Annotated in this window: 21 protein-coding genes and 1 pseudogene; 17 read left to right on the forward strand and 5 right to left on the reverse strand. The window is 73.7% G+C overall.

The window, feature by feature from the left end; genetic code table 11:
* The 4 genes from I003_RS32630 to I003_RS0118540 all read left to right on the forward strand — a co-directional run.
* On the forward strand, nucleotides 1-304 hold a 304-nt coding region (locus I003_RS32630), incomplete at its 5' end, for a transposase (RefSeq protein ID WP_158689006.1).
* A gap of 238 nt (nucleotides 305-542) precedes the next feature.
* Nucleotides 543-1,559 carry an SGNH/GDSL hydrolase family protein gene (locus I003_RS0118530; protein WP_486584281.1) on the forward strand — a complete coding sequence of 339 codons (1,017 nt, stop codon included), beginning with the start codon at nucleotides 543-545 and terminating at the stop codon, nucleotides 1,557-1,559.
* Between the two features lie 270 nt (nucleotides 1,560-1,829).
* On the forward strand, nucleotides 1,830-2,387 hold the full coding sequence (locus I003_RS0118535) for a GNAT family N-acetyltransferase (protein WP_027772868.1): 558 nt from the start codon (nucleotides 1,830-1,832) through the stop codon (nucleotides 2,385-2,387).
* Nucleotides 2,388-2,461: 74 nt separating this feature from the next.
* Nucleotides 2,462-4,261 carry an ATP-binding cassette domain-containing protein gene (locus I003_RS0118540; protein WP_486584282.1) on the forward strand — a complete coding sequence of 600 codons (1,800 nt, stop codon included), beginning with the start codon at nucleotides 2,462-2,464 and terminating at the stop codon, nucleotides 4,259-4,261.
* Between the two features lie 28 nt (nucleotides 4,262-4,289).
* On the opposite strand, the gene I003_RS0118545 is transcribed toward I003_RS0118540, so the two are convergent.
* On the reverse strand, nucleotides 4,290-5,750 hold the full coding sequence (locus I003_RS0118545; protein ID WP_027772870.1) for an aminotransferase class V-fold PLP-dependent enzyme: 1,461 nt from the start codon (nucleotides 5,748-5,750) through the stop codon (nucleotides 4,290-4,292).
* 438 nt (nucleotides 5,751-6,188) lie between these two features.
* On the opposite strand from I003_RS0118545, the gene I003_RS0118550 reads away from it, so the two are divergent.
* The 3 genes from I003_RS0118550 to I003_RS36945 all read left to right on the forward strand — a co-directional run bounded on the left by I003_RS0118550 (nucleotide 6,189) and on the right by I003_RS36945 (nucleotide 8,511).
* The gene (locus tag I003_RS0118550) at nucleotides 6,189-6,938 is read left to right on the forward strand and encodes a class I SAM-dependent methyltransferase (protein WP_027772871.1); all 750 of its coding nucleotides are present in this window, start codon (nucleotides 6,189-6,191) and stop codon (nucleotides 6,936-6,938) included.
* 446 nt (nucleotides 6,939-7,384) lie between these two features.
* Nucleotides 7,385-7,834, forward strand: a complete 450-nt coding sequence (locus tag I003_RS0118555; protein WP_027772872.1) for an SPW repeat protein — start codon at nucleotides 7,385-7,387, stop codon at nucleotides 7,832-7,834.
* Nucleotides 7,835-8,280: 446 nt separating this feature from the next.
* A complete protein-coding gene (locus I003_RS36945; protein WP_486584283.1) occupies nucleotides 8,281-8,511 on the forward strand; it encodes a hypothetical protein in 231 nt (76 codons plus the stop codon).
* 39 nt (nucleotides 8,512-8,550) lie between these two features.
* Here the strand turns inward: I003_RS36945 and I003_RS0118565 are convergent, their stop codons facing one another.
* Nucleotides 8,551-9,165, reverse strand: coding sequence for a TetR/AcrR family transcriptional regulator (locus I003_RS0118565; protein ID WP_027772873.1), 615 nt, complete (start codon nucleotides 9,163-9,165; stop codon nucleotides 8,551-8,553).
* Nucleotides 9,166-9,272: 107 nt separating this feature from the next.
* Between I003_RS0118565 and I003_RS0118570 the strand changes: the two genes are divergently transcribed.
* The 3 genes from I003_RS0118570 to hemC all read left to right on the forward strand — a co-directional run bounded on the left by I003_RS0118570 (nucleotide 9,273) and on the right by hemC (nucleotide 13,415).
* Nucleotides 9,273-10,253, forward strand: a complete 981-nt coding sequence (locus tag I003_RS0118570; protein ID WP_027772874.1) for a hypothetical protein — start codon at nucleotides 9,273-9,275, stop codon at nucleotides 10,251-10,253.
* 197 nt (nucleotides 10,254-10,450) lie between these two features.
* A complete protein-coding gene (locus I003_RS0118575; protein WP_027772875.1) occupies nucleotides 10,451-12,325 on the forward strand; it encodes a CocE/NonD family hydrolase in 1,875 nt (624 codons plus the stop codon).
* A gap of 157 nt (nucleotides 12,326-12,482) precedes the next feature.
* Nucleotides 12,483-13,415, forward strand: a complete 933-nt coding sequence (gene hemC / locus I003_RS0118580) for a hydroxymethylbilane synthase (RefSeq protein ID WP_027772876.1) — start codon at nucleotides 12,483-12,485, stop codon at nucleotides 13,413-13,415.
* Between the two features lie 21 nt (nucleotides 13,416-13,436).
* On the opposite strand, the pseudogene I003_RS34940 reads toward hemC, so the two are convergent.
* A pseudogene (locus tag I003_RS34940) lies at nucleotides 13,437-13,631 on the reverse strand (amidase family protein); the annotation flags it as partial.
* A 159-nt stretch (nucleotides 13,632-13,790) separates the two neighbouring features.
* Here I003_RS34940 and I003_RS0118590 point away from each other — a divergent pair.
* From I003_RS0118590 to I003_RS0118605, 4 genes are all read left to right on the forward strand, one after another.
* The gene (locus tag I003_RS0118590) at nucleotides 13,791-14,189 is read left to right on the forward strand and encodes a metalloregulator ArsR/SmtB family transcription factor (protein ID WP_027772877.1); all 399 of its coding nucleotides are present in this window, start codon (nucleotides 13,791-13,793) and stop codon (nucleotides 14,187-14,189) included.
* Nucleotides 14,186-15,226: a TIGR03086 family metal-binding protein gene (locus tag I003_RS0118595; RefSeq protein WP_027772878.1), complete on the forward strand. Its 1,041-nt coding sequence runs from the start codon at nucleotides 14,186-14,188 to the stop codon at nucleotides 15,224-15,226. Before I003_RS0118590 ends, I003_RS0118595 begins: the two co-directional genes overlap by 4 nt.
* 214 nt (nucleotides 15,227-15,440) lie before the next feature.
* The gene (locus tag I003_RS0118600) at nucleotides 15,441-15,953 is read left to right on the forward strand and encodes a hemerythrin domain-containing protein (protein WP_027772879.1); all 513 of its coding nucleotides are present in this window, start codon (nucleotides 15,441-15,443) and stop codon (nucleotides 15,951-15,953) included.
* An 84-nt stretch (nucleotides 15,954-16,037) separates the two neighbouring features.
* The gene (locus I003_RS0118605; RefSeq protein ID WP_078564158.1) at nucleotides 16,038-16,571 is read left to right on the forward strand and encodes a GNAT family N-acetyltransferase; all 534 of its coding nucleotides are present in this window, start codon (nucleotides 16,038-16,040) and stop codon (nucleotides 16,569-16,571) included.
* A gap of 28 nt (nucleotides 16,572-16,599) precedes the next feature.
* On the opposite strand, the gene I003_RS0118610 is transcribed toward I003_RS0118605, so the two are convergent.
* Nucleotides 16,600-17,046, reverse strand: coding sequence for an ATP-binding protein (locus I003_RS0118610; protein ID WP_027772881.1), 447 nt, complete (start codon nucleotides 17,044-17,046; stop codon nucleotides 16,600-16,602).
* A gap of 258 nt (nucleotides 17,047-17,304) precedes the next feature.
* Here I003_RS0118610 and I003_RS0118615 point away from each other — a divergent pair, with 258 nt between their 5' ends.
* From I003_RS0118615 to I003_RS0118625, 3 genes are all read left to right on the forward strand, one after another.
* Nucleotides 17,305-18,201, forward strand: coding sequence for a Scr1 family TA system antitoxin-like transcriptional regulator (locus I003_RS0118615; RefSeq protein WP_051368324.1), 897 nt, complete (start codon nucleotides 17,305-17,307; stop codon nucleotides 18,199-18,201).
* A 2-nt stretch (nucleotides 18,202-18,203) separates the two neighbouring features.
* Nucleotides 18,204-18,491, forward strand: coding sequence for a DUF397 domain-containing protein (locus I003_RS0118620; protein ID WP_486584284.1), 288 nt, complete (start codon nucleotides 18,204-18,206; stop codon nucleotides 18,489-18,491).
* An 87-nt stretch (nucleotides 18,492-18,578) separates the two neighbouring features.
* A complete protein-coding gene (locus tag I003_RS0118625; RefSeq protein ID WP_027772884.1) occupies nucleotides 18,579-19,406 on the forward strand; it encodes an SAM-dependent methyltransferase in 828 nt (275 codons plus the stop codon).
* Nucleotides 19,407-19,772: 366 nt separating this feature from the next.
* On the opposite strand, the gene I003_RS0118630 is transcribed toward I003_RS0118625, so the two are convergent.
* Entirely contained in the window at nucleotides 19,773-22,175 is a 2,403-nt protein-coding gene (locus I003_RS0118630; RefSeq protein WP_486584285.1) for a LuxR C-terminal-related transcriptional regulator, read from the reverse strand.
* Nucleotides 22,176-22,431: the final 256 nt, after the last annotated feature.

The raw sequence follows: 22,431 nt of genomic DNA on the forward strand, positions 1-22,431 counted from the left end.
AGCGGCGTTCGCCATGCTCTGCGGCGTCGCCCCGCTGCCCGCGTCATCCGGCCGCACCCACCGCCACCGGCTCAACCGGGGTGGTGACCGGGCCGCGAACGCGGCCCTCTACAGGATCGTGCTCTGCCGCCTGCGCTGGGACCAGCGCACCAAGCAGTACATGGAGCGACGAACCAAGGAGGGCCTGTCGAAGAAGGAGATCATCCGCTGCCTCAAGCGGTTCGTCGCCCGCGAGATCTACCACGTCCTCACCATCACCAACGCCACCGCAGCGACCCCAAGGCACCTCGCAACCGCTGCTTGACATCCATAAGAGCATCCCGCGCTCCGGCGGCGCCGGCCGCCGGAGCGCCGGCACCCCTGCCGAACAGCCGTCGGGGACACGCATGAGGGTGCTGTCGGAGTGGCGTCGGTCGCGGCTCACCCTCATCACACCCCGCTTATGCATGAATACGGAGCGTTGCAGCCCGCTGATCCGGGCGGGCCCCCGACGAAAGGGCACAGGCATGTCTCCGGTCATGCGTAGGACAATGAGATTTCCGGTGGGGCGGCGACTGATCGCCGCGACCGTCGCGCTGGGCAGTTGCCTGGCGTTCGCCGGCCCGGCGGGAGGGGCCGGCGCCGCGCCCTCCGACCCGGTACCGACCGTCTTCTTCGGCGATTCGTACACCGCCGACTTCGGCATCGCCCCCTGGGACCAGGACGGCGACAGGCCGCTTTGCTTCCAGGCGAACGAGAACTACTCCGCCGTCGCCACCCGGCACCTCGCGGACAAGGGCGTCACGCTCGACGTCCAGGCGGACGTCTCCTGCGGGGGCGCGCTCGTCCACCACTTCTGGGAGACGCAGGAACTGCTGCCGGGCACCGGCATGTCGGTCCCGCCGCAGCAGGAGGCGCTGAAGGACGACACCCGGCTGGCCGTTGGCAGCATGGGCGGCAACACGCTGGGCTTCACCCGCATTCTGAAGCAGTGCTCCGAGGAGCTCCGGTCGGACCAGCACGCTCTGCTGCCGGGAGACCCGGTGGACGCGGAGGTACCGGCCGCCGAGTGCGCCGAGTTCTTCGAGTCCGGGGAGGGGAAGAACTGGCTGGATGACCAGTTCGCCCACCTCGGATGGAACCTGGAGGAGCTGCTCGACCGCATCGCGTACTTCTCCCCCGACGCCGAGCGCGTCCTGGTGGGCTACCCCAGGCTCGTGCCCGAGGACACCACGAAGTGCCTCGCCCCGGCGTCCGGCCAGTCGGAGCTGCCGTTCGCCGACGTCCCCGAGGACGCCCTGCCGGTCCTCGACCGGATCCAGCAGCGGCTGAACGAGACCATGAAGAAGGCCGTCGCAGAGGCCGGCGGCGGCGCCGTCTTCGTGGACCTCTACGCCCGGACCGGCGGCAACACGGCGTGCGACGGCGAGGAGCGGGGCGTCGGCGGCCTGCTGGAGAACTCGCAGATCGCGGTCGGCGACAACCAGTGGCTCCCGTGGTACGCGCACCCCAACGAGCTGGGCCGTGACATCCAGGCGCAGCACGTGGCCGCCGCGGCCGAGCAGATCCTCAACCGGTAATCCGCCGCCCGGGGAGGGCCGGACCGGCCGCCGCCGGCGGCTCGGTCCGGCCCCGCGCCGGTGCTCACCGACCGGCCCCGGCCCTGCTCCCCTCCGGCATCCTCCGCACCCGACCCTGCCGGGACACGGAACCTGATGGACGGACATGCCGCCGGCGTCCTACAGCCGGCGAGCGGCGGGGCGGATATCGCCCGGGTTCCCCCCGAGCGTGCACGGCGTTGCTGGTCGACGTGTTTGCCACGGACGCCTTCCGCCGGTTAGGAAGCACGCATGCTACGAGGCACGAAGGTCGGGCTCAGAGCCCGGCACGCGGACGACATCCCGGCGCTGATGGCCGACCTCTACGACGACGTCGTCGCGGGCTCCCGGGCGCAGGGCAGACCGTGGCGGCCGATCGCGGCCGACTCCAGGGACAACCCGCTGCTGGTCGACGACAAGGACGAAGGACAGGTCCCGTTCTCCGTGGTGGAACTGGACGGCGGTGTGCTGATCGGCACGGCGGGACTGTGGGGCATCGACAACCACCACCGGTCCGCGCACGTCGGGCTGGGGCTCATGCCGCACGCGCGCGGCAAGGGCTACGGCGGCGACATCGTCGCCGTCCTCTGCCATTACGGCTTCGTCGTCCGCGGCCTGCGCCGGCTGCAGATCGAGACCCTGGCGGACAACACCGCCATGCTGCGCGCCGCCGAGCGCAACGGCTTCGTCCGCGAAGGGGTGCTGCGCTCCTCGGCCTGGGTGCTCGGCGCGTTCCTGGACGAGGTGGTCCTCGGCCTGCTGGCCGAGGACTGGCGGGCGGACGCGGAGCGGGCGGGCGGGGGCCGCTGACGGATCGGCCGATCGTTGGTACGACGCGCGAGCCGCGGGGGACCGTCACCCCGTTCCCCTGGCATGCTGCACACATGTCGACGCCGCCCCCGCGCCCGGGTGTCTCCGCCGGTGTGACCGTTTCGCCCCCCGGCGGCCTGCGGCTGCGCGCGCGCCGGGTGAGCCGGGACGTGCGCGGGGCGGGGCGGGTGCTGAGCGGGGCGTCGCTCGACGTCGCTCCGGGGACCCTCACCGTGATCGCCGGGAGCAGCGGCGCCGGCAAGACGGTTCTGCTGCAGACGCTGGCGGGGCTGAGTGCGCCGAGCGAGGGCGGGGTGTGGCACGACGGGGCGCCGCCGGGGCCGCCGGGGCCGGAGTTCGGGTACGTGCCGCAGGAGGACATCATCCACCGCGAGCTGCCGCTGCACCGCACGCTGGTGTACGCGGCCGGCCTGCGGATGCCGCCGGGGACACCGGCCGGAGCCGTCGCCGCGACCGTCGACCGCGTGCTGGCGACGCTGGGGCTGACCTCGCGCCGCGAGACGCCGGTACGCGCTCTGAGCGGCGGCGAACGCAAGCGGGCCAGCATCGCGGTGGAGTTGCTCACCCGGCCCCGGGTGCTCTTCCTCGACGAGCCGACGTCCGGGCTCGACCCGGCCACCGGCGCGGATCTGATGCACACCCTGCGCCTGCTGGCCGACGAGGGCACGACCGTCGTGATGACCACGCACGTGCTCGCCGATCTGCCCCGCGGCGACCAGGTGGTCTTCCTGTCGGCCGACGGCGAGGTCGCCTTCACGGGTGAACCTGGCGGGCTGTGTGCGGCGTTCGGCGTGGACACGGCGGAGGAGGTGTACGGGGCGGTGGCGGCCGGGGCGCGGGCGGCGGGGGCCGGCGGCGACATCCCCGGGCAGGCGGACGCCGGGATGCCGGCAGGCCCGACGGCACCGGCGGGGGCGGAGACCGGGGCCGGCGCGGGGACCGGGTTCGATGAACCGGCCCCGGGCGCCGGGCCCGTCGTTCCGGCCGCCGCTCCGGCCCGCGTCGGCGCCCTGCGTCAGTGGGCCCTGCTCACCCGCCGCGGCACGGCACTTCTGCTGCACAACCGCCTCTCCGTCGCCGTCCTCGTCGGCTCTCCCGTCATGATCGTGGCGATGTTCGCCGTGCTCTTCCGGGCCGGCGCCTTCGACCCCGCGTCGCCGGATCCCGGCTCCACCGCGATGATCATGTTCTGGATCGCCTTCGGCGCGTTCTTCTTCGGGCTGACCTACGGCCTGCTGCAGATCTGCACCGAACTGGCCGTCGTGCGCCGCGAATGGCTCGCCGGCCTGCGGATCGGCCCGTACGTCGCCTCCAAACTCACCACCGTGCTCCCGGTTCTCGCCCTCGCCGACGCGCTGCTGCTCGCGGTGCTGCGCGCGCTGGACCGGCTGCCGCCGGCCGGCTGGGACACCTACGCCTCGCTGTTCGTCTCCGGCGTGCTGGGCTCCGCCGCCGCCCTCGCGCTCGGGCTGCTCGCGTCGGCGGCGGTGTCGGAGCCGGGGCAGGCGACGCTGATGCTGCCGCTGCTGTGCTTTCCGCAGGTGCTGTTCTCGGGGGCGTTCGTGCCGGTGCCGCGCATGACGGCGGGCGGCGAGGCGATCAGCCTGGCGATGACCAACCGGTGGGCGTTCGAGGCGCTGGGCAGCGGGGTCGGCCTGGAGTCGCTGTGGCGTACGGGCGCTTCGCCGCTGGGGAGGCCGCTGCTGGCCTCGTACGGGGAATCGTTCGGGCACCCGGCCGGGCGCGGGTGGCTGATCCTGGCGGGGTTCGCGGTGGTGTTCCTGGCGCTGACGTGGTGGGTGCTGGTGCGCAAGTGCCGCGACGGTGCCGAGCGGAGCCGGCAGGGGCGTTGATGCGGGCCGGGGTCCGGGGCCCGCGCAGTCAGCAGCCCAGCCGCGGCGCGAGGTCCGCCGCGTCGGGCACGCGGTCCCGGTAGGTCTCCGCCACGAACGACAGAAACGTTTCGACATCCGCGGGCTGCGACGCCGCCCCCAGCGAGACACGCACCGCGCCCGCCGAGGGCAGGTGCAGCAGCCGCAGATAGTCCTCCAGCGAGCCGAGCCGGCGGCGGGCCGCCCGGCGCAGCTTGCGGGGCGAGAGGGCGAAGGCCGCCTCGCCGGCGCCCGGATTGCAGAAGCAGCCGGTGCGCAGGGAGATCCCGGACGCGGCGCTGTCGCGGATGATGACGCGCTCGTCGACGACGCCGCCGGCGGCGTCGAGGACGTTCAGCGCGACCGTGCCGCCGCGCGCCGCACCGGCCCGGACGGGCCCGTACACCCGGATCAGCGGCGAGCCGTCGCTGTGCCGCAGCGTCCGCAGGCCCGCGAGCAGACGCCCCGTCAGCGCGTCGACATGGTCGTGGACGCGGTCGATGCCGATGCGCTCGACCCAGGCGAGCCCGGCGGTGACGTCCGGTATGGCGAGGAAGTTGACGGTCCCGTCCTCGAACGCCGCCTCGCCGTCGGCGAGGACGTGCCACTGCGCCTGCGCGCTGACGGCGTAGATCGTGCCGCCGGCGAACCACGGGCGCCGCAGCTTCGCCAGCGCCGTCCGGCGGGCGACGAGGGCGCCGACACCGGTGGGGTGGCCGAAGAGCTTGTACCAGCTCACGACGGTGAAGTCCGGGTGGTGGCGGCCGAGGTCGAGGGCGTTGGTGGGGACGTACGCCGCCGCGTCGAGCACGACGTCGTAGCCGTGGGCCTGGGCGATGGCGATCCACTCCAGGGAGTGCTGGACGCCGGTGAAGTTGCTCTGCGCCGGGTAGGCCAGCAGCCCCCGGGGGCGGTCGTGCCCGTAGGCGAAGCCGGGCCGCCGGCCGCGTACCGACAAAGCGGCGTGCATCCGTTCCTCGTCGATCCCCAGGTCCGGCGTGCGCAACGGGACGTACTCGACGACCGCTCCGTGCGCCCGCGCGTACTCCCGCAGTCCGTTGACGGAGTTGTGGTTGTCGAGGGACAGGACGAGCCGGCTGCCGCGGCGGAGCGGGTAGCCCTCCCCGACCAGGCGCAGCGCGCCGGTGGCGTTGGGCGTGAAGATCACGGCGTACTCGGCGGGGTCGGCGTTGAAGTAGCGCAGCACCGCTTCGCGGGCTTCGGCGAGCCGGTCACCGGAGGCCCGCGAGGCGGGGCTCTCGGAGTGCGGGTTGCCGAACAGCCCGCCGGTGATGCGCCGGGCGCTGCCCGCGACGAGGGAGCGCGGCGGCAGTCCCGCGCCGGTGTGGTCGAGGTAGGTGTGCCCGCCCTCGTCCAGATATCCGAACTCGCGTTCACGTAACTCCGCGAAGAGATCGGGGGCCTCCGCCGCCCGCTCGCGCACGTGCCCGGTGGTGTCTGCCCTGCCCATGGGACCCCTCCGCATGAAATCCGCCAAAGGTAGCCATACCAGGATGACACCGACCGGCCCCGGCGGCCCCCGTCAACGCGGCCGGGGTGCGCACCTCTCGGCCGAACCGCTGATCGTGCGCGTCCGACGCCGGCGCCCCGGCGGAGATCGTCCGGCACTTCCGCCTGGCCGGTCCCCGGGCGCGGTCGCCCCACGCCGACGGGCGCGGCACTCGGTAGGCACGGGACACCGCCCCTTTCCCGCCGGGACGCACGCCGGGACGGCCGAAGGGGCCCGCGCCGTCCGCGATTTCGCGCGGCCTGCCCGCGAACCCGGCCTGGCGCCACGGGTGAGCGCACGGCGAACAGGGCGGCGGCGCCCGCGGCCGGTGCGGAACGCGGGTGACGTACCCCACCGGGGAACCGCGACGCCCACCGCCACCCGCATAAGGTGGCGAACATGGATCCAGCAGACTTCTACACCGGAATCGTCGCGGAACTGTACGGGCTGCTGAGGTCCGTCACCCAGGACCCCGAGCCGTACGCCGCCTTCGTCGAAGAGGCCGGTACGCCCGCGCTGGAGCTGGGCTGCGGCGACGGCGAGCCGCTGCTGGAACTGCGCCGCCGCGGGCTGGACGTGGACGGCGTCGACTCCTCCGCGGACATGCTGGACCGCCTGCGCCGCCGCGCCACCGCGGAGGGCCTGCCGGTCACCCTCTTCCACCAGCGCATGGAGGCGCTGGACCTGCCCCGCCGGTACGCGGCCGTCTTCCTCGCCGGGCCGACGTTCAACCTGCTGCCCGACGACGCGACCGCGCTGGCCGCCCTGCGCGGCATCCGCGCCCACCTCACCCCGGGCGGCACCGCGCTGATCCCGCTGCACCTGCCCCCGCCCACCGCCGCGGCCAAGGTCGGCCGGACCCGTACCGCCACCGCGCCGGACGGTGCCGAACTGCGGGTCAGCATCGTCTCCGAGAGCCGCGACGAACACACCCGCACCCAGACGACGCTGCTGCGCTACGAGCGCTACCACCCCTCGGGCAGCAGCATCACCGAACGCCCGCGGGTGCTGCACTGGTACACCCGCGACGGCTTCAGGACCCTGGCGGCCGTCGCCGGACTCGATGTCGCCGGGGTCACCGACCCCGGCGGCCGGCCCGCCCCGCCGAGCGCCGAGCACGTCCACGTCCTGCTGCGCCCCGCGGACTGACCGCCACCGGCCGGCCCGCGCGCGGGGAGCTCCGCGCGCACCACACCGCCGCCACACTGCCGTGCGGCACGGCGAGTTCACGCCGGCGCCGCGGGGGCACCGCCGCGCCGTCCCCACCGGACGACTACCTGTCGTACCGGCACCGCGACGGACTGCGGTGACCGGTGGGGCATGCACACCGCAGCCGCCCGCCGGGAAGATCCACGGCCGGCTTGTGAACCACGCGGTCAAGAAGTACCCCTCGCCGCGGAGCCGCTGGCGGCCCGGTGACCGCCCTACGGCCCGGGCCGTACACCCCCGTCCGCACCCGGCCGGAGCGCCGTGTCGGCCCCTCGCCGGGGAGCGCGACCGGGTTCTGATCCAGCCGGGCGAGCATCAGACACCCAAACGGGCGTATCGTGTCTTAAGGGGATGCACCCGACTCTCCTGGAGAGGAGGCAGCAACCATGTCGTATCAGCAACACACCACCGACATGACCTCGCACCCCGACGTGGGCGAGATGCGTGAGCGTTTCGATCGCACGACGGCCGGGGGTGGTGTGGTTGCCCTCGAAGGACTGATCCTGCTCGCCGGCTTGTTTGCCGCGATTTCGCCCTGGGTCGTGCACTTCACGGGGAACACCGCCCTCACCATCAACAACCTCATCGTCGGCATCACCGTCGGCCTGATCGGACTCGCGCTGGCGCTCGCACCGGAGCGGACGTCGGGCCTGGCCTGGCTGGCCGTGCCCCTGGGGGCGTGGCTCGTGATCTCTCCCTGGGTGGTCACCAGCGCCAACACCGCCCCCAACGGCGCCATCTGGAGCAACTGCTTCGTCGGCGGCGCGACGGCCCTGCTGGGACTGATGGCCATGGGCATGACGGTGGCTTTCCGGCAGAAGGCGGCACGAAAGTAAGGCCGGACGCGGTCCGACCTGTCGGCACGGCCCGAGGCCGGGCCGGCCCGGGGCGACCCGGGTACGGCCCGGCCGAGGGCCCGCGCGCGTCCGGGGCGCGTACCGGGTGGGGGTAGCCCGGCCCGATACGCCGACACGGGCGGGGCGAGAGCGCGGGTGGACCTGGACGACCCGGTCGACCGGTGGCTTCCGCACGGCGTCCCGGACGGCGGCCGCATCACCGTGCGGCACCTGCCGGGTACGTACCCGCGCATCCGCGGTGCGCATCCGCGCGGCTGCGTCCCGGTCGAGCGGGACGGCGGCGGGACGGAGCTGGTCGACTTCACCGAGATGAACCCCTCGCTCTTCGGCGCGGCAGGCGAGATGATCTCCACGGCCGGCGATCTCGACCGGTCTTCGCCGCGCTGCTCGGCGGGCGGCTGCTGCCGGACCGCCTGCTGGACGAGATGCGCACACCGTCGCCCGGCGGCCGGACGTACGGGCTGGGGCTGGCCGGGGAAGGACCCGGCGTGCGGGATCACGGTCTACGGCAACGACGGCGACGCGCTGACCTACAGAGCCGGTCGTTCACCACGGCCGACCTGCGCCGTCGCGTCACCGTCGCGCTCACCCCCGACCACCGCGCCGATCTCGACGACTCCGTGGACGCACTCCTTAACGAGGCGTTCTGCGGCTGACATGAAGCGCCCCGGCCGACCGGCGTCCGGCCGGCCGGCTCAGGTGTCGGGCGACAGCAGCGCGCGCAGACCGCTGCGGAGTTCGACCTCGACGTCCTGGAACACCGCGCACTGCACGATGAATCCCTGGACGAGCGCCATCAGCGCGCGTACCACGTGGTCGGTCGGGACGTCCGCGCGGAGCTGACCCGCCTCCTGGTACGTGCGGACGACCTCGGCCCACATGACGCGCATCCGGTCGTACCCTGCGTTCAGCGTCGCGGCCAGCTCCCGGTCGCGCAGGGTCTCGCTCCACACCTGCACGATCAGTTCGGCGAACGCGCCGGGGCGGTCGATCCCCGACTCCTGGGCCTGCTCTTCCAGCACGTGGCTCAGCACCTCGTCGATCACGTCGCCGAGGGGGCGCAGCGGGGCCTCGCGGCCGGCGGACTCGAAGGCTCGCCGCATCCGCTCGAACGCCTCCTCGGCGACGGCCGTGATCAGGTCGCTCTTGCCGCGGAAGTAGCGGTAGACGGCGCCCGAGGACAGCCCGGTCTCCTGGAAGACGTCCTGCATGGACGTGGCGTGGAACCCGTTGCGCGTGAAGCAGCGGCGTGCGCCGTCCAGGATCTGCCGGCGCCGGGCGTCCAGGTGTGCCTGGGATACGCGAGCCATGGCCGCCACCATAAAACGAACGTTCCTTCTTGACAACTCCGGAACGGCCCGCGCAGAGTGAGGTTCGTAAAACGAACGATCCTTCTCTTTACGATCGAGGCTTCCCGATGTCCTCCACCCGCAGCCTGCTCGCGGTCGTCGTCCTGGTCCCCGCCCTGATCACCCTCGCCCTCTGGGCCTTCGTCTGGCCCGGCGCCCGGCTCGCGCCGCGCGATCTGCCCGTCGGCGTCGCCGGCCCCGCGCAGGCCACGGCGCCGGTCAAGGCGCACCTGTCCGAGCGGGACGGCGCCTTCGAGGTGCACACGTACGCCGGCGCGGCCGCCGCCCGTACCGCCATCGAGGAGCGGGAGGTCTACGGCGCCGTCGTCGCCACCCCCCGCGGACCCGAGCTGCTGGTCGCCTCCGCCGCCGGACCCGGCGTGGCGCAGTTGCTCGCCGAGGCCGTCGGCGGGCAGGCGGGGCGGCCCGTGCCCACCGAGGACGTGGTCCCGCTGCCCGCGGCCGATCCGCGCGGCTCCACCCTCAACTCCAGCGTCCTGCCGCTGTCGCTGGCCGGCATCGTGGCCGGCGCGCTGACGACCCTGCTGGGTCTGCGGGGCGGTCGCGCGGTGCTCGCGGTGGCCGGCACGTCCGCGGTGGTCGGCCTCGTCGCCGCCGCGGTGGCGGACAGTTGGCTCGGCGCCCTGACCGGCGACTGGTGGGCGGAGGCCGGCGCGCTGGGCCTGACGGTCCTCGCCGGCGCCGCGGGGGTCGCGGGCCTCGCCGCGGTGCTCGGCCGCCCGGGGATGGGCCTGGGCAGCCTGCTGGTGATGCTCCTGGGCAACCCGTTCTCCGGCGTCAGCTCCGCCCCCGAGCTGCTCCCGGAGCCGGTGGGGACGCTCGGCCAGTGGCTGCCGCCGGGAGCGGGCGGCTCCCTGGTCCGCTCCCTCGCCTACTTCGACGGCAACGGAGGCGCGGGACCGCTCGCGGTCCTCACCGGCTGGGCGCTCGTCGGCCTGACGCTGGTGCTGCTCGGCCCGCTGCTCGGCCGCCGCCGCCTCCCGGCGCCCGCGGCCGTGCCGCGGATCGGCAGGGGCGCCACCGTCTAGCGCCACCGGCCGGCATCACCGCTTCCAGGAGCCCGCACGGCCGACCGTCTTCCCCACCGCGCGGGCTCATTGACGTGTACGCGACGTTGATCATACGCTCCACGCGTCGGCCCCGGGCATACCCGCGACGCGTGGTCCCCCGGCTGCGCCCGACCGCCGTCCCCCCACAACTCCGTACCGTCACACCGGAGGAGAATGTGAAGAGACGCAACGCCGCCTGGGCCGCCTCCGCGCTCGCCGTCACCCTCGCGGCGACCGGCGCTCTCGCCGGGCCCGCCACCGCCGTGCCCGGGGCCGCGGAGAGCGCCCCCCGGGCCCGTATCGCCACCGCCACCGATCCCGTCACGCACGACGAGAACGACCGCGTGCCCGAGGGCGCGGAATGGACCCAGCACTACTTCCCCTCCGCCGACGACTCCGGCACCGAACTCCATGCCGACGTGCTCCTGCCCGGAGGGCTGGAGAAGGGCGAGGAGGTGCCCGTCATCCTGTCCGTCGGGCCGTACTTCGCACACGCCGGAGCGACCGGCGACGAGGGCTGGTCGCACACCGGACCCTCCGCGCGGTTCCAGGACTTCACCGAGGGGGCCGGCGTCTTCGCGGAGGGCTACGCCTTCGTCATGGTCGACCTGCGCGGCTTCGGCGGCTCCACGGGCTGCCTCGACTGGGGCGGACCCGGCGAACAGGCCGACGTGCAGGCGGCGATCGACTGGGCGGCGAGCCGGCCGTGGTCCACGGGCGCGGTCGGCATGTACGGCAAGTCGTACGACGCCGTGACCGGGCTGATCGGCAACAACCTGGACCAGAAGGCGCTGAAAGCCGTCGTGGCACAGGAACCTCTCTGGGACATGTACCAGTACATCTACTCCAACGGCGTGCCCCGCCCCAACGTGACGGGCACGGCGAACGCCTACAACTCCATCGCCACCCTTCCTCCGATGGCCGACGACGACCCGCGCTACGCGGCCAACGCCCGCTGGGAGGAGACCCATCCGGAGTGCCTGACGGAGAACTCCGCCGGTTACCGGATCTCCGACCAGGACAGCAGCCACTGGAAGTCCCGCGACCTGCCGCGGCTCGCCAAGGGCAGCGACACCCCCCTCTTCGTCACACAGGGCTTCATCGAGCCCAACACCAAGCCCGAGGAGATGGAGGAGTACCTGCGCAACCACCGCGGCCCCGAGCGCGGCTGGCTCGGCCAGTGGGACCACGTCCGCGGCGGCGACCGGGTGCCCGACGGCCGGCTGGCGATGGGGCGCGAGGGCTGGTACGAGGAGACGCTGGCGTTCTTCGACGAGTACCTGAAGGGCGAGAAGCCCGCCGTCCGTCACCCGGCGTACGCCATGGAGGACAACAGCGGCGACTGGCGCGGCCAGAGCACCTGGCCGGTCGTCGAGCGGCGCGCGAGCATCCCGCTGGGCGGCGGCTCGTACATCGACGACGGCGGCGCCGCCGCCCGCGCCGGCCTCACCGCCTCCGGCCGCGCGGCACCCGGCGCGCACGCCCAGCCGTCCGGCACGTGGGACATGGAGAACGCCCCCGTCCTGGAGCCGGCGGCCCCCGAAGGGCTGGCGGCCGAGGCCGCGAAGCGGCAGCGGGCCGGCGAGGTCACGTCGAGCTTCTTCGCGTGGTCCGAGCCGCTCCGGCAGGACGTGCGCGTCACCGGCACCCCGCGGATCTCACTGAACACGAAGGGCTCGGGCAACGTCATGCTCAAGCTGTACGACGTCGCCCCCGACGGCACCGCCGTGATGTTCGACGAGCAGGTCTCGCTGCTTGAGCGGGGCCGGTTCACCGTCGACCTGAAGGCGACCGACTGGCGGCTGGCGGCCGGACACGTGCTGGCCGTGGAGATCGGCACCATCCAGACCGGCTCGTGGCGCGACACCCCCTCCGGCGAGACGATCGAGGTCGGCAACGCCACGCTGCACCTGGCCCTGGACGGCACCGCCGACGACGAGCCGACGGACGGCGAACGCTCGCCGTACCTGGACACGTACCTCGGCCAGTACACGGTGGACCTCCGCGCGGGCCCGCCGTCGTTCACCGTCCCCGCCGCCGGGCACCGCTGACGGAAGTCGATCACGCGCTGACCGGCACGTCCGCCGCCCGGGAACCCACGGCCCGCTCCCGGGCGGCGGACCCCGCCGGGGAACGGGCGGGGTGTGTCCGCCCACACCGCCCGGGCCCGGGGGGACGGCCCGTTTCTGACGGTCTATCGTGGACGCCATGTCCGTGCCCGAGCTCATCCGCATCGTCTCGCGCGACTCCCCCATGGCCCTCGCCCAGGTCGAGCGCGTCCGCGCCGGGCTGGCCGAGCTGCACCCCGGCATCCGCACCACGGTCGTGCCGGTGAAGACCACCGGCGACAAGTGGCTGGGCGACCTGGCGCAGGTCGACGGCAAGGGCGCGTTCACCAAGGAGGTCGACGCCGCGCTGGTCACCGGCCAGGCGGACCTCGCGGTGCACTGCGTCAAGGACGTGCCCGCGGACCGGCCGCTGCCGGCCGGGACGACGTTCGCCGCGTTCCTGCGCCGCGACGACATCCGCGACGCCCTGATCCACCCCGGCGGGCTCGGGCTCGACGACCTGCCCGCGGGCACCCGGGTCGGCACGTCCTCCGTGCGCCGGATCGCGCAGCTCTCCGCCGCGTACCCGCACCTGGAGTGCGTGCCGTTCCGCGGCAACGCCAACCGCCGGCTGGCGAAGCTGTACGCCGGGGAGGTCGACGCGCTGCTGCTCGCCGTCGCCGGTCTGGAGCGCATCGACCGCGCCGACGTCATCACCGAGGTGCTCCCGGTGGAGACGATGTGCCCGCCGCTGGGCGCCGGGATCCTGGCGCTGCAGTGCCGCGAGGACGACACGGCGACCATCGACCTGGTCAGCGACCTGAACCACCCGGAGACGTACCGCGAGGCCATGGCGGAGCGGATGTTCCTGCACGTGCTGCAGGGCCACTGCAACAGCCCCATCGCCGGCTTCGCCACCGCAGGGCCCGACGAACTCCGGCTGCGCGGCCGGGTGTTCAGCGCGGACGGTAAGACCGTGCTCGACGCACACGAGTCCGCGGGCCGGCTCACCCCGCCCGACCTCGGCACCTCGGTCGCGCTGGCGCTGCTGCGGCAGGGCGCGCGCGACCTGATCGACGGCATCGCGCACTGACGCGCGGGAGCGGCGGAAGGCTCACAGACCCACGTCCGGCGCGCGGTACTCCGGCGGTCTGCGTACGGCGGTCGCCTGCCCGTACGCGTACGCCAGCCGCAGCAGGGTCGGTTCGCTCCACGCCGTCCCCATGAACGTCAGCCCGACCGGCAGACCGAACGCGAACCCCGCCGGCACGCTCACCGCCGGATATCCGGCGAGCGCCGCCGGGGTCGAGCCGTCCGCCGGCCATGCGGCGTGTGGCCGGTGACTCCGTCGGTGCTGAGGGCGACGACCCCGTCTGCGTGCGTCTACGAGCAGGTTATTCAACCGAATGATTGAAAAAGCCTGGGAGCCGGGTTAGGTTTTATTCAACCAATCAGTTGAGGATGTGAGATGACCTCGGTCCCCGAGCCCGAGCCCGACGAGCGGCTGTCCCTGGTGTTCTCCGCGCTGGCGGACCCGACCCGGCGCGACATCGTGGCCCGCCTCACGGCGGGTGACGCCACCGTCAACGAGCTGGCCGAGCCGTACGACGTGAGCGTGCAGGCCGTCTCCAAGCACATCCGCGTGCTGGAGGACGCCGGCCTGGTCAGCCGCACCCGGGACGCCCAGCGGCGGCCCTGCCACCTGGAGGCGGAGGTCTTCGACCTCATGACGAAGTGGATCGAGCGCTACCGGCGCGCGGCGGAGGAACGCCACCGCCGCCTGGACACGCTCCTGGAGCGGATGGACGCCCAGGACGGGCCGCCGGCGACGAACCCCCGGACGATGAAGGAAGCAGAAGCCTCATGAGCACCACGCACACCCGCCACCGCAACGAGACCGGGATCACCGTCGACCCGTCGCTGCCCACCATCGTGATCACCCGGGAGTTCGAGGCCCCGCCCGAGCGGGTGTTCCGTGCGCACACCGACCCCGACCTGGTCGTCCAGTGGCTCGGTCCGCACGGGCTGACCATGACCATCGACCGCTACGACGCCCGTACCGACGGCTCGTACCGCTACGTCCACGCCGACGAGGAGGGCAACGAGTACGCCTTCCACGGCGTGTTCCACGAGGTGCGTCCCACCGAGCGCATCGTCCAGACCTTCACCTACGAGGGCATGCCCGACAGCGTCAGCCTGGAGACCGCCGTCTTCGAGGACCTCGGCGGGCGCACCCGGCTGACCTCCACCTCGCTGATGGACTCCCTCGAATCCCGGGACGGGATGATCGCCAGCGGCGCCGAGACCGGCATCCGCGAGGGGTACGAGCGGCTCGACGACCTGCTCGACGGCACGCAGGCCGCCGACGAGCACCGCCGGATCGCCGGTGAGTTCACCGCGCGCGCCCGCGGCGTGCCGTCGGGCAGGTGGGACGACCCGGCGCCGTGCGAGGGGTGGGCCGCCAGGGACGTCGTACGGCACCTCGTCGAGTGGTTCCCCGGCTTTCTGAAGGAGGGCGCCGGTATCGAGCTGCCGAAGGGCCCCTCGGTCGACGACGACCCGGTGGCGGCCTGGCAGGTCCACAGCGACGCCGTGCAGGCCCTCCTGGACGACCCGGCCACGGGGGAGAGGACCCTGTCGCACCCGAGGGCCGGCGACCACCCGCTGCCCCGGGCGATCGACCGCTTCTACACCGGCGACGTCTTCATGCACACCTGGGATCTGGCCCGGGCCACCGGCCAGGACGAGCGGCTGGATCCGGCCAAGTGCGCCGCCCTGCTCGCGGGGATGCTGCCGATGGACGAGGTGCTGCGCGCCAGCGGTCACTACGGGCCGCGCGTCGGAGTTCCGGAGGACGCCGACGTGCAGACCCGCCTGCTGGCCTTCATCGGCCGCACGCCCTGAGCGAGGCTGTGCCCGTCCCGTTCCTGTCCCTGCCGCGCCGCCCGCGGCAGGGACAGGAGGTGCCGTGCAGCATATTCCCCGGTGAACCGGCGCGGGGCCGGCCACGCCGCGGACACGGCCGATGCCTCATAGTTCACGCGGCCGGCCGCTTGTACCGGCCCCCTCCCTCCTGGGGAGGATCCGGGGTCCCGCCGCGCCGTGATCGGATGGCGCCATGTCCACCGAACCCCGTGCGCGGTTCGCCGCCTTCGGCGACGAACTCGTCGCCATCCACCACAGGCTCCGTGCCGAGCTGGCCCGGCTCCGTACCGAAACCGACGACTATCTGGCCGGCGGCCCCCGGCCGCGCGATCTCAAGACCCACTGCCTCGCCTTCTGCACCGCGCTGACCTCGCACCACACCGGCGAGGACCGCGGCGCGTTCCCCGCGCTCGCCGCGCGCCACCCGGACCTGCGGCCGCTGATCGAGAAGATGACGGAGGACCACGCCCTGGTGAGCGGCCTCCTGCAGAGCCTGGAACGGGTGCTCGACGACGTGCCCGAGGACCCGGACGAGCGGGACGCGGCGCGGGTGCGGGGCGAGTTGGAGGGGCTGGGCGCGATCATGGAGTCGCACTTCCGCTTCGAGGAGCGGACGATCGCCGCCGCGCTCGACGCGCTGCCGGCCGAGGCCGGCAGCACGGAAGACCTGCTGGGGCTGCCGGGCACGGCGGCGGAGGGCGCGTAGCGGCCGGCCGGGGGCGCGCGCCGGTCCCGCACCCCCGGCCAGCCGGCAGGACCGCCCCCTTCCCGCGGGGCGCACAATGGTCACGTGTCTACCTCCCAGCCGGCGGCCCTCGTCCGCCCCGCCGCACCCCAGGACCTGGCGGAGATCGCCGAGATCTACACGTACTACGTCACCGACACGGTGATCACCTTCGAGGAGACCCCGCCGCCGCCCGGGTACTGGCAGCAGCGGCTGCACGAGCTGACGGACCGCGGCCTGCCGTTCCTCGTCGCCGAGGCGGCCGGGAACGTCGCCGGTTACGCCTACGCCGCACCCTGGCGGCCCAAGCCGGCCTACCGGCACACCGTCGAGAACTCCATCTACCTCGCGCCCGGCCGGACGGGGCAGGGCATCGGCGGCGCGCTGCTGGCGGAACTGGTCGACCGGTGCGCGGAGGCGGACGTGCGGCAGATCATGGCGGTGATCGCCGACACCGGTGACGACACCTCGCCGCGGCTGCACAGGCGGTACGGGTTCACGCAGGTGGGCCGGCTGACGCAGGTGGGGTTCAAGCACGGGAAGTGGCTCGACACGGTGCTGATGCAGCGTTCCCTGCCGAGCGCCGGGCCGGCCGGATAGGCCGCCGGCGCCGCGGTGGAGGCGGGGTTCACGCCGCTCTCGGCACCCCGATCGTCGCCCACACCGCGAACCCCGCCCCCGACGGCTCCGTCCCCCACGCCTCGCTCACCGCCGCCACGAGCCCCAGCCCGCGCCCGCACTCGTCCTCCGGCCCCGCGACCGTACGGATCGGGACGCCGTAGGCGCCGCCCTGGTCCCGCACCTCCAGCCGCACCCCCGGCGAACGCAGCGTGAGCCGGCAGACGATCCTGCTGCCGCCCGCGTGCAGCACGGCATTCGTCACCAGCTCGGAGATCACCAACTGCGCCGCGCCGCACACGTCGTCGCATAACCGCCAGCGGCTGACCAGCCGCCTGACATGCGCGCGCGCTTCGGCCACCGCGGCGGCACGCGCCACGAGTTCGAAGCTCTCGCCGTGCGCCGCGGCCTCGAAGTCAGCCGTGGTGCCGAGCGCGCTGTGGGATGAGGGGGCCATGGGCCGGATGCCTTCCGTACGTCCGTCGAGTGGGGCCACGGCGTCCGGCCGCCACGGAGCTTCGCACGTGGGCGGGCGTCGGCCATGTGAACGGCGTCACAGGCCAACTATGCGTGCGCCGGTGACGGATCGCAAGCGTCGTTTTGCAGACTGCACACACGGGAATGCATAACGCTGCGACCGATCCCCCCTGCGTGGCACACTTCGCACCGACAAACTCACCGACAACGCCCCGAGTCGGTACGGGAGGTGCAGACCATGGCTCCGCGAGCGGGCGGCGAGGTGGGTGCGGCGACCCTATCCGGCCACTCGGCCCCCACCGCCGGCCAGATCGTGCTGGGCCGCCGCCTGCAGAACCTGCGCGAGAGCGCCGGGTTCACGCCCGAGCAGGCCGCCAGGGCGCTGCGCGTCAACGCCACCAGCGTCCGGCGCATGGAGAAGGCCGAAGTCGGCCTCAAGTACGCCTCCGTGGAGAAGCTGCTGCGCACCTACGGGCTCCCGCAGCCGGACATCGATTCCTTCCTCGCCCTCGTCGAGGAGGCCAACAAGCCCGGGTGGTGGCACCGGTTCCGCGACGTTCTGCCGGAACAGTTCGGCCTGTACGTGAGCCTGGAGTCGGCGGCCACCCTCATCCGCGCGTACGAGCCGCACTGCGTGCCCGGTCTGCTGCAGACCGAGGACTACGCCCGCGCCCTGCTGTCCGCGGGAAACCTGCCCCTGGCCGCCGGGGAGCGCGAACGCCGGGTCGCCCTGCGCATGGAGCGCCAGGGGCTGCTCAGACGCGAGCCCCAGCCGCTGCGGCTGTGGGCCATCGTCGACGAAGCGGCCCTGCGCCGCACCGTGGGCGGGCCGCGGACGATGCGCGCGCAGCTCGACCGGCTGGTGGAAACCGCACGGATGCCGAACGTCACCCTCCAGGTGCTCCCGTTCGACACCGGGCCCCACCCGGCCATGTACGGCCCGCTGCACCTGCTGCGCTTCCCCGCCCCCGAGCTGGGCGACTTCGGCTACAGCGAGAGCCTGACCGGCCCGGCCTACGTGGAGGACACCGCGCTGGTCTCCCAGTGCCTGGAGGCCCTCAACCGGATATGCACACAGGCACCGCCGGCACACCAGACCGAGAACATCATCGCCCACATCCGGAAGGAAGTATGAGGATGACCGACCCGCATGGGACGGACGGCGCCCGCCGCACCGGCGCACCGGCGGAAGGGCAGGTCTACAACGGCATGCCCGCGCACGAGCTGGGCGCCGACGGCTGGGGCAAGCCCTGGAGCGGGCCCAACGGCGACGCCTGCGTCGAGGCGAAGCGGCTCGCGGACGGCCGCGTGGCGCTGCGGCAGAGCACCGCCGACGACGGCCCCGCGCTGATCTACACCGCGGACGAGATGCGGGCGTTCATCGACGGCATCAAGAACGGGGACGCGGACTTCCTGCTCTCCTGAGCCGGCGCCCCGGCCGCCGCCGCGCACGTCCCGTGCGCCGCGACCCCCCACCGCCGAGCGCCGGCACGACCGAAACGGACTGACCACGTGACCGACGAGACCCCCGCTGCTTCCCACGTCGACCAGACCCGGGCACATCCCGCCCGCATCTACGACTACATCCTGGGCGGGCACGACAACTACGAGGTGGACCACGCCGCCGCGCGGCAGGTGCTCTCCGTCTGGCCCCAGGCGCGCACCGCCGCCCGCGTCAACCGCGCGTTCATGCGCCGCGCGACGCACTGGCTGGCCGCCGAGGCGGGCATCGACCAGTTCCTCGACATCGGGACGGGCATACCCACCGAACCGAACCTCCACCAGGTGGCACAGGAGGCCAACCCGGCCGCGCGGGTCCTCTACACCGACAACGACCCGCTGGTACTGCGCTACGCCGAGGCCCTGATGACCAGCACGCCGCAGGGCCGCACCGCCTACCTCCACGCGGACGTCACCGCGCCGCACACGATCCTGGAAGCAGCCGAGTTACGGGGCACGCTGGACCTCGACCGGCCGGTCGCGCTCTCCTGCAACGCGCTCTTCCACTTCATCCCGGACCGCGAGGCGGCCCACCAGATAGTGGAGACGCTGCTCAAGCCGCTGGCCCCGGGCAGTTTCCTGGCCCTGTCACACGGCACCCCCGACTTCGACCCCCGGCACATCGGGTACGTGGAGGACATCTACCACGAGCAGGGCATCCCGCTGACCACGCGCACGAAGGGATCGATCGAGCCCTTCTTCGCCGGACTGGAGCTGGTCGCTCCGGGTCTGGTCGCGCCGCACCGCTGGAAGCCGGACGGGGAACCGCCGGCCGACGCGGAGGCGGCGGCGCTGGACGCGGAGGTGTCCCAGTACGCGGCGGTGGGCCGGAAGGCGTAGCCGGGGCGGGGGGCGTCGCCGCCGCGGCGCCGGCCGCCGCCAGGAACACCGGGGTCCGTGTCTGCCAGGTGCCGCCGCGCGGGCCGGTCCGGGTCACCGGCGGGCCCGCCCTCGCCGCCCGTGCAGCCTCCGAGGGCGAGCACGGCGGCGAGCAGCACCGCTCCCGCGTGCCCCGCGGGCCGTCGCACGAATCCCCCGCCAACGAACCGGCGCAGCTCTCCCGTCCCCCGGTAGCGGATCGTACGGGGCCGGTCCACAGTGTGTCAGCACGGATGTGTACGGATCACGTAACACCGTGTGCGCGGCCGGAGTTGCGAGCGGGCGGGCGGAAGGCGGGGTGCGGGCCCGCCCTCCGCCGCCGCCGGCTCAGCCGGTGGCGAGCCGGCGGGTCACCTGGACGCGCGACTGGCAGCCGAGCTTGCGCATCACCTTGCGCAGATGGTTCACGACCGTCCACTCGGCGATGCCGAGCCGGCGGGCGATGACGCGGTTCGTCAGCCCCTCGGCCACCAGCAGCGCGACCTCCAGCTCCCGCTTGGTGAGGATGTCGGCCACGTCGGTGGGCACGTCGGCCCCGGCCACCGGCCGCGCGTCCTCGGCGGGCATCAGCCGCAGCGCCGCCTCCCAGGTCAGCTCGGCGCCGGAGCGCCACGCCCACATGTAGTCGTCGGCGGACAGCTCCTGGCTGGCGGTGGCGAGGATCGTCGTGGTCTGCTCGGTCAGCGGCCGGGGGCGGGCCAGGCCCAGCCGCCGGCGCAGCCGGTTGGCCAGGCCCAGCGTCGCCGTGAGCAGCCGCCAGTCGGTGATACGGCGCCACTTGTAGAGCGTGATCGCCAGCATCTCCAGGCACTCGGGACGTTCCGCCGCATCCGTCAGCCCGCCGAGCTGCTCCGCGGCGTCCGCGAACAGGATGCGCGCCTCCGCGGAGTCCTGTTCCAGCAGCCGGACGGAGGCGAGGACGTAGCGGGCGGTCACCGCGGCGCCGAAGTCCTCGCGGCCCAGCTCCGCCGCCAGCGCGGTACGGGCCAGTTCGTCCGCGCGGGCGAGGTTGCCCGCCTCGCGCAGCACCACGGCGAGCCGCCGGGTGAGGTACCGGCCGGCTCCGGCGGCGGTGTCGCCGGCGGTCCCGGCACGGCCGGGCGAGGCGAGGACGGCCAGCCCTTCCTCGAACTGGCGGCGGGCGCGCTCCAGGTCGCCGCCGGCGTACGCCTCGTCGCCGAGGAGACCGAGGCAGCGCACCACGCCGGCGTCGTCGTGCAGCGCGCGGAAGGCGTCGCGGGCCTGGGCGAGGTAGCCGCGGGCCGCGCCGGAGCCGAGCCGCATCGCCAGCCCGCCGGCGGCCTCCAGCGTCCGGGCGTGCAGCCGGGCGTCCTCGACACCGGCCCGCAGCGCCTCTTCGGTCAGCCGCAGGCACTGCCGGGTCTGGGCCGCGCCGGTGGACTGCCCGCGCAGCGCGCCGGCGAGCACCGCCATGGACGGGCCGTCGCCGGCCTCCCGCCAGTAGCCGAACGCCGCGAGCAGGTCGGCCCGGGTCTCCGGGCCGGCCGCGGAGCGGGGACCCGCAGCCGCGGCGCCGGACTCGGGCGCGGGTCCGGGGCGTGGCGCGGCGAGCGCGCGGAAGTATGCGGCGTGGCCCTTGCGCAGCGTCTCGTGGACGGGCTGCAGGGCGAGGGAGCGGGCCGCGGCCTGCCGCAGCGGGCCCGGGATGCTCAGGCTCAGCTCGCCGTCGGCCCGCTCGTCGGGGACGAGCACGCTCGCGTCGATGAGCCGTTCCAGGGTCCGGTAGCCGGCGGCGTCGAAACCGGTGAGCACGCCGGCCGCGGCGCGGGTGGTGAACGGTCCTTCGAAGACGGTCAGTTGCTCCAGCAGCAGCCGTTCGTCGGCGCGCAGCCGGGCGAACACCCAGGCGACCATCCCGGAGATGCTGTGATGCCGCGAGTACGGGTGCCGGTCGATGCGCCGCAGATCGCCGGCACCGCGCTCGGAGCGCTCCAGGATCAGGTCGGGTTCGGCGAGCTTGACCTGCTCGGCCGCCAGCTCGATGGCGAACGGCAGCCCGCCGGCGAGCCGGCAGAGGGCCAGTACGTGGCGGACGTTCTCCGCGGTCAGCTTGAACTCGGGCCGCACCGCCCGCGCGCACTGTACGAACAGCTCGACGGCGGGAACCCGGGCGACGGCCGGGAGGTCCGCCTCGGCGCTGTGCCCGGTCGGGAGCGGCCGGAGCCGTACGACACGCTCGCCGTACAGCCCGAGACGGGCGGTGCCGACGGTGACGATCCGCACCTCCGGGCAGCTCCGCCGGAACTCGGCCAGCAGTGGCGACAGTTCATCTGCGAAGTCCTCGTAATGGTCGAACAGCACGGTGTGCGGCCCCGGCCCGAGGCGTTCCAGGGCCGAGCGGACGGCGGCGGGCCCCTCCTGGAACTGCTCCTTCAGCCGGCGCAGCATCAGCGCGCCCATGGCGGGATCCGTGATCCGGCCGAAGTCGAACACCTCGACGGTGCCGCCCGGGGCGGACCCGGAGCGGCGGAAGTACTCCATGACGAGCCGGCTCTTGCCCACCCCGGCCGGGCCCGTGACGGTCACCAGGCCCGCGTCGGGCGCGGTCAGCACGGTGGCGAGCCGGTCGAGTTCGCGGGTGCGGCCGATCAGCGAGGTGGGGGTGGGCCCGATATACCCGGCGGGACTGGACGTCCCTCCCGTTAAGAGTCCCTCGAGGCCCTCCAGGGGCTCGAGTTCCTTGGCTGCGATCACGGCGTCGGCGTTCATGGCGTCGCTTCGCAGGAGGTGCCGGAGGCGACCGCCGACCGCGTACACGTCACGACGACCACCCGATTCCCATCAGGGCTCACTGCCTTCCCTCCGCCGAAAACCTGTCCCGCTCCCCCCGTGCCACGGCCGGCTCGCCCTTACCTGGCGAAGAGCAATGTGGCGGACGAGGGGGTGGGCTGGAATGTGATCTGCCCGCAGCCGTGTCGTTCGGCCGGCCCGGCGCCGGCCAGGATGGTCAATGTGACCTTCCCTT

The sequence above is a fragment of the Streptomyces sp. CNQ329 genome (genome assembly GCF_000482585.1).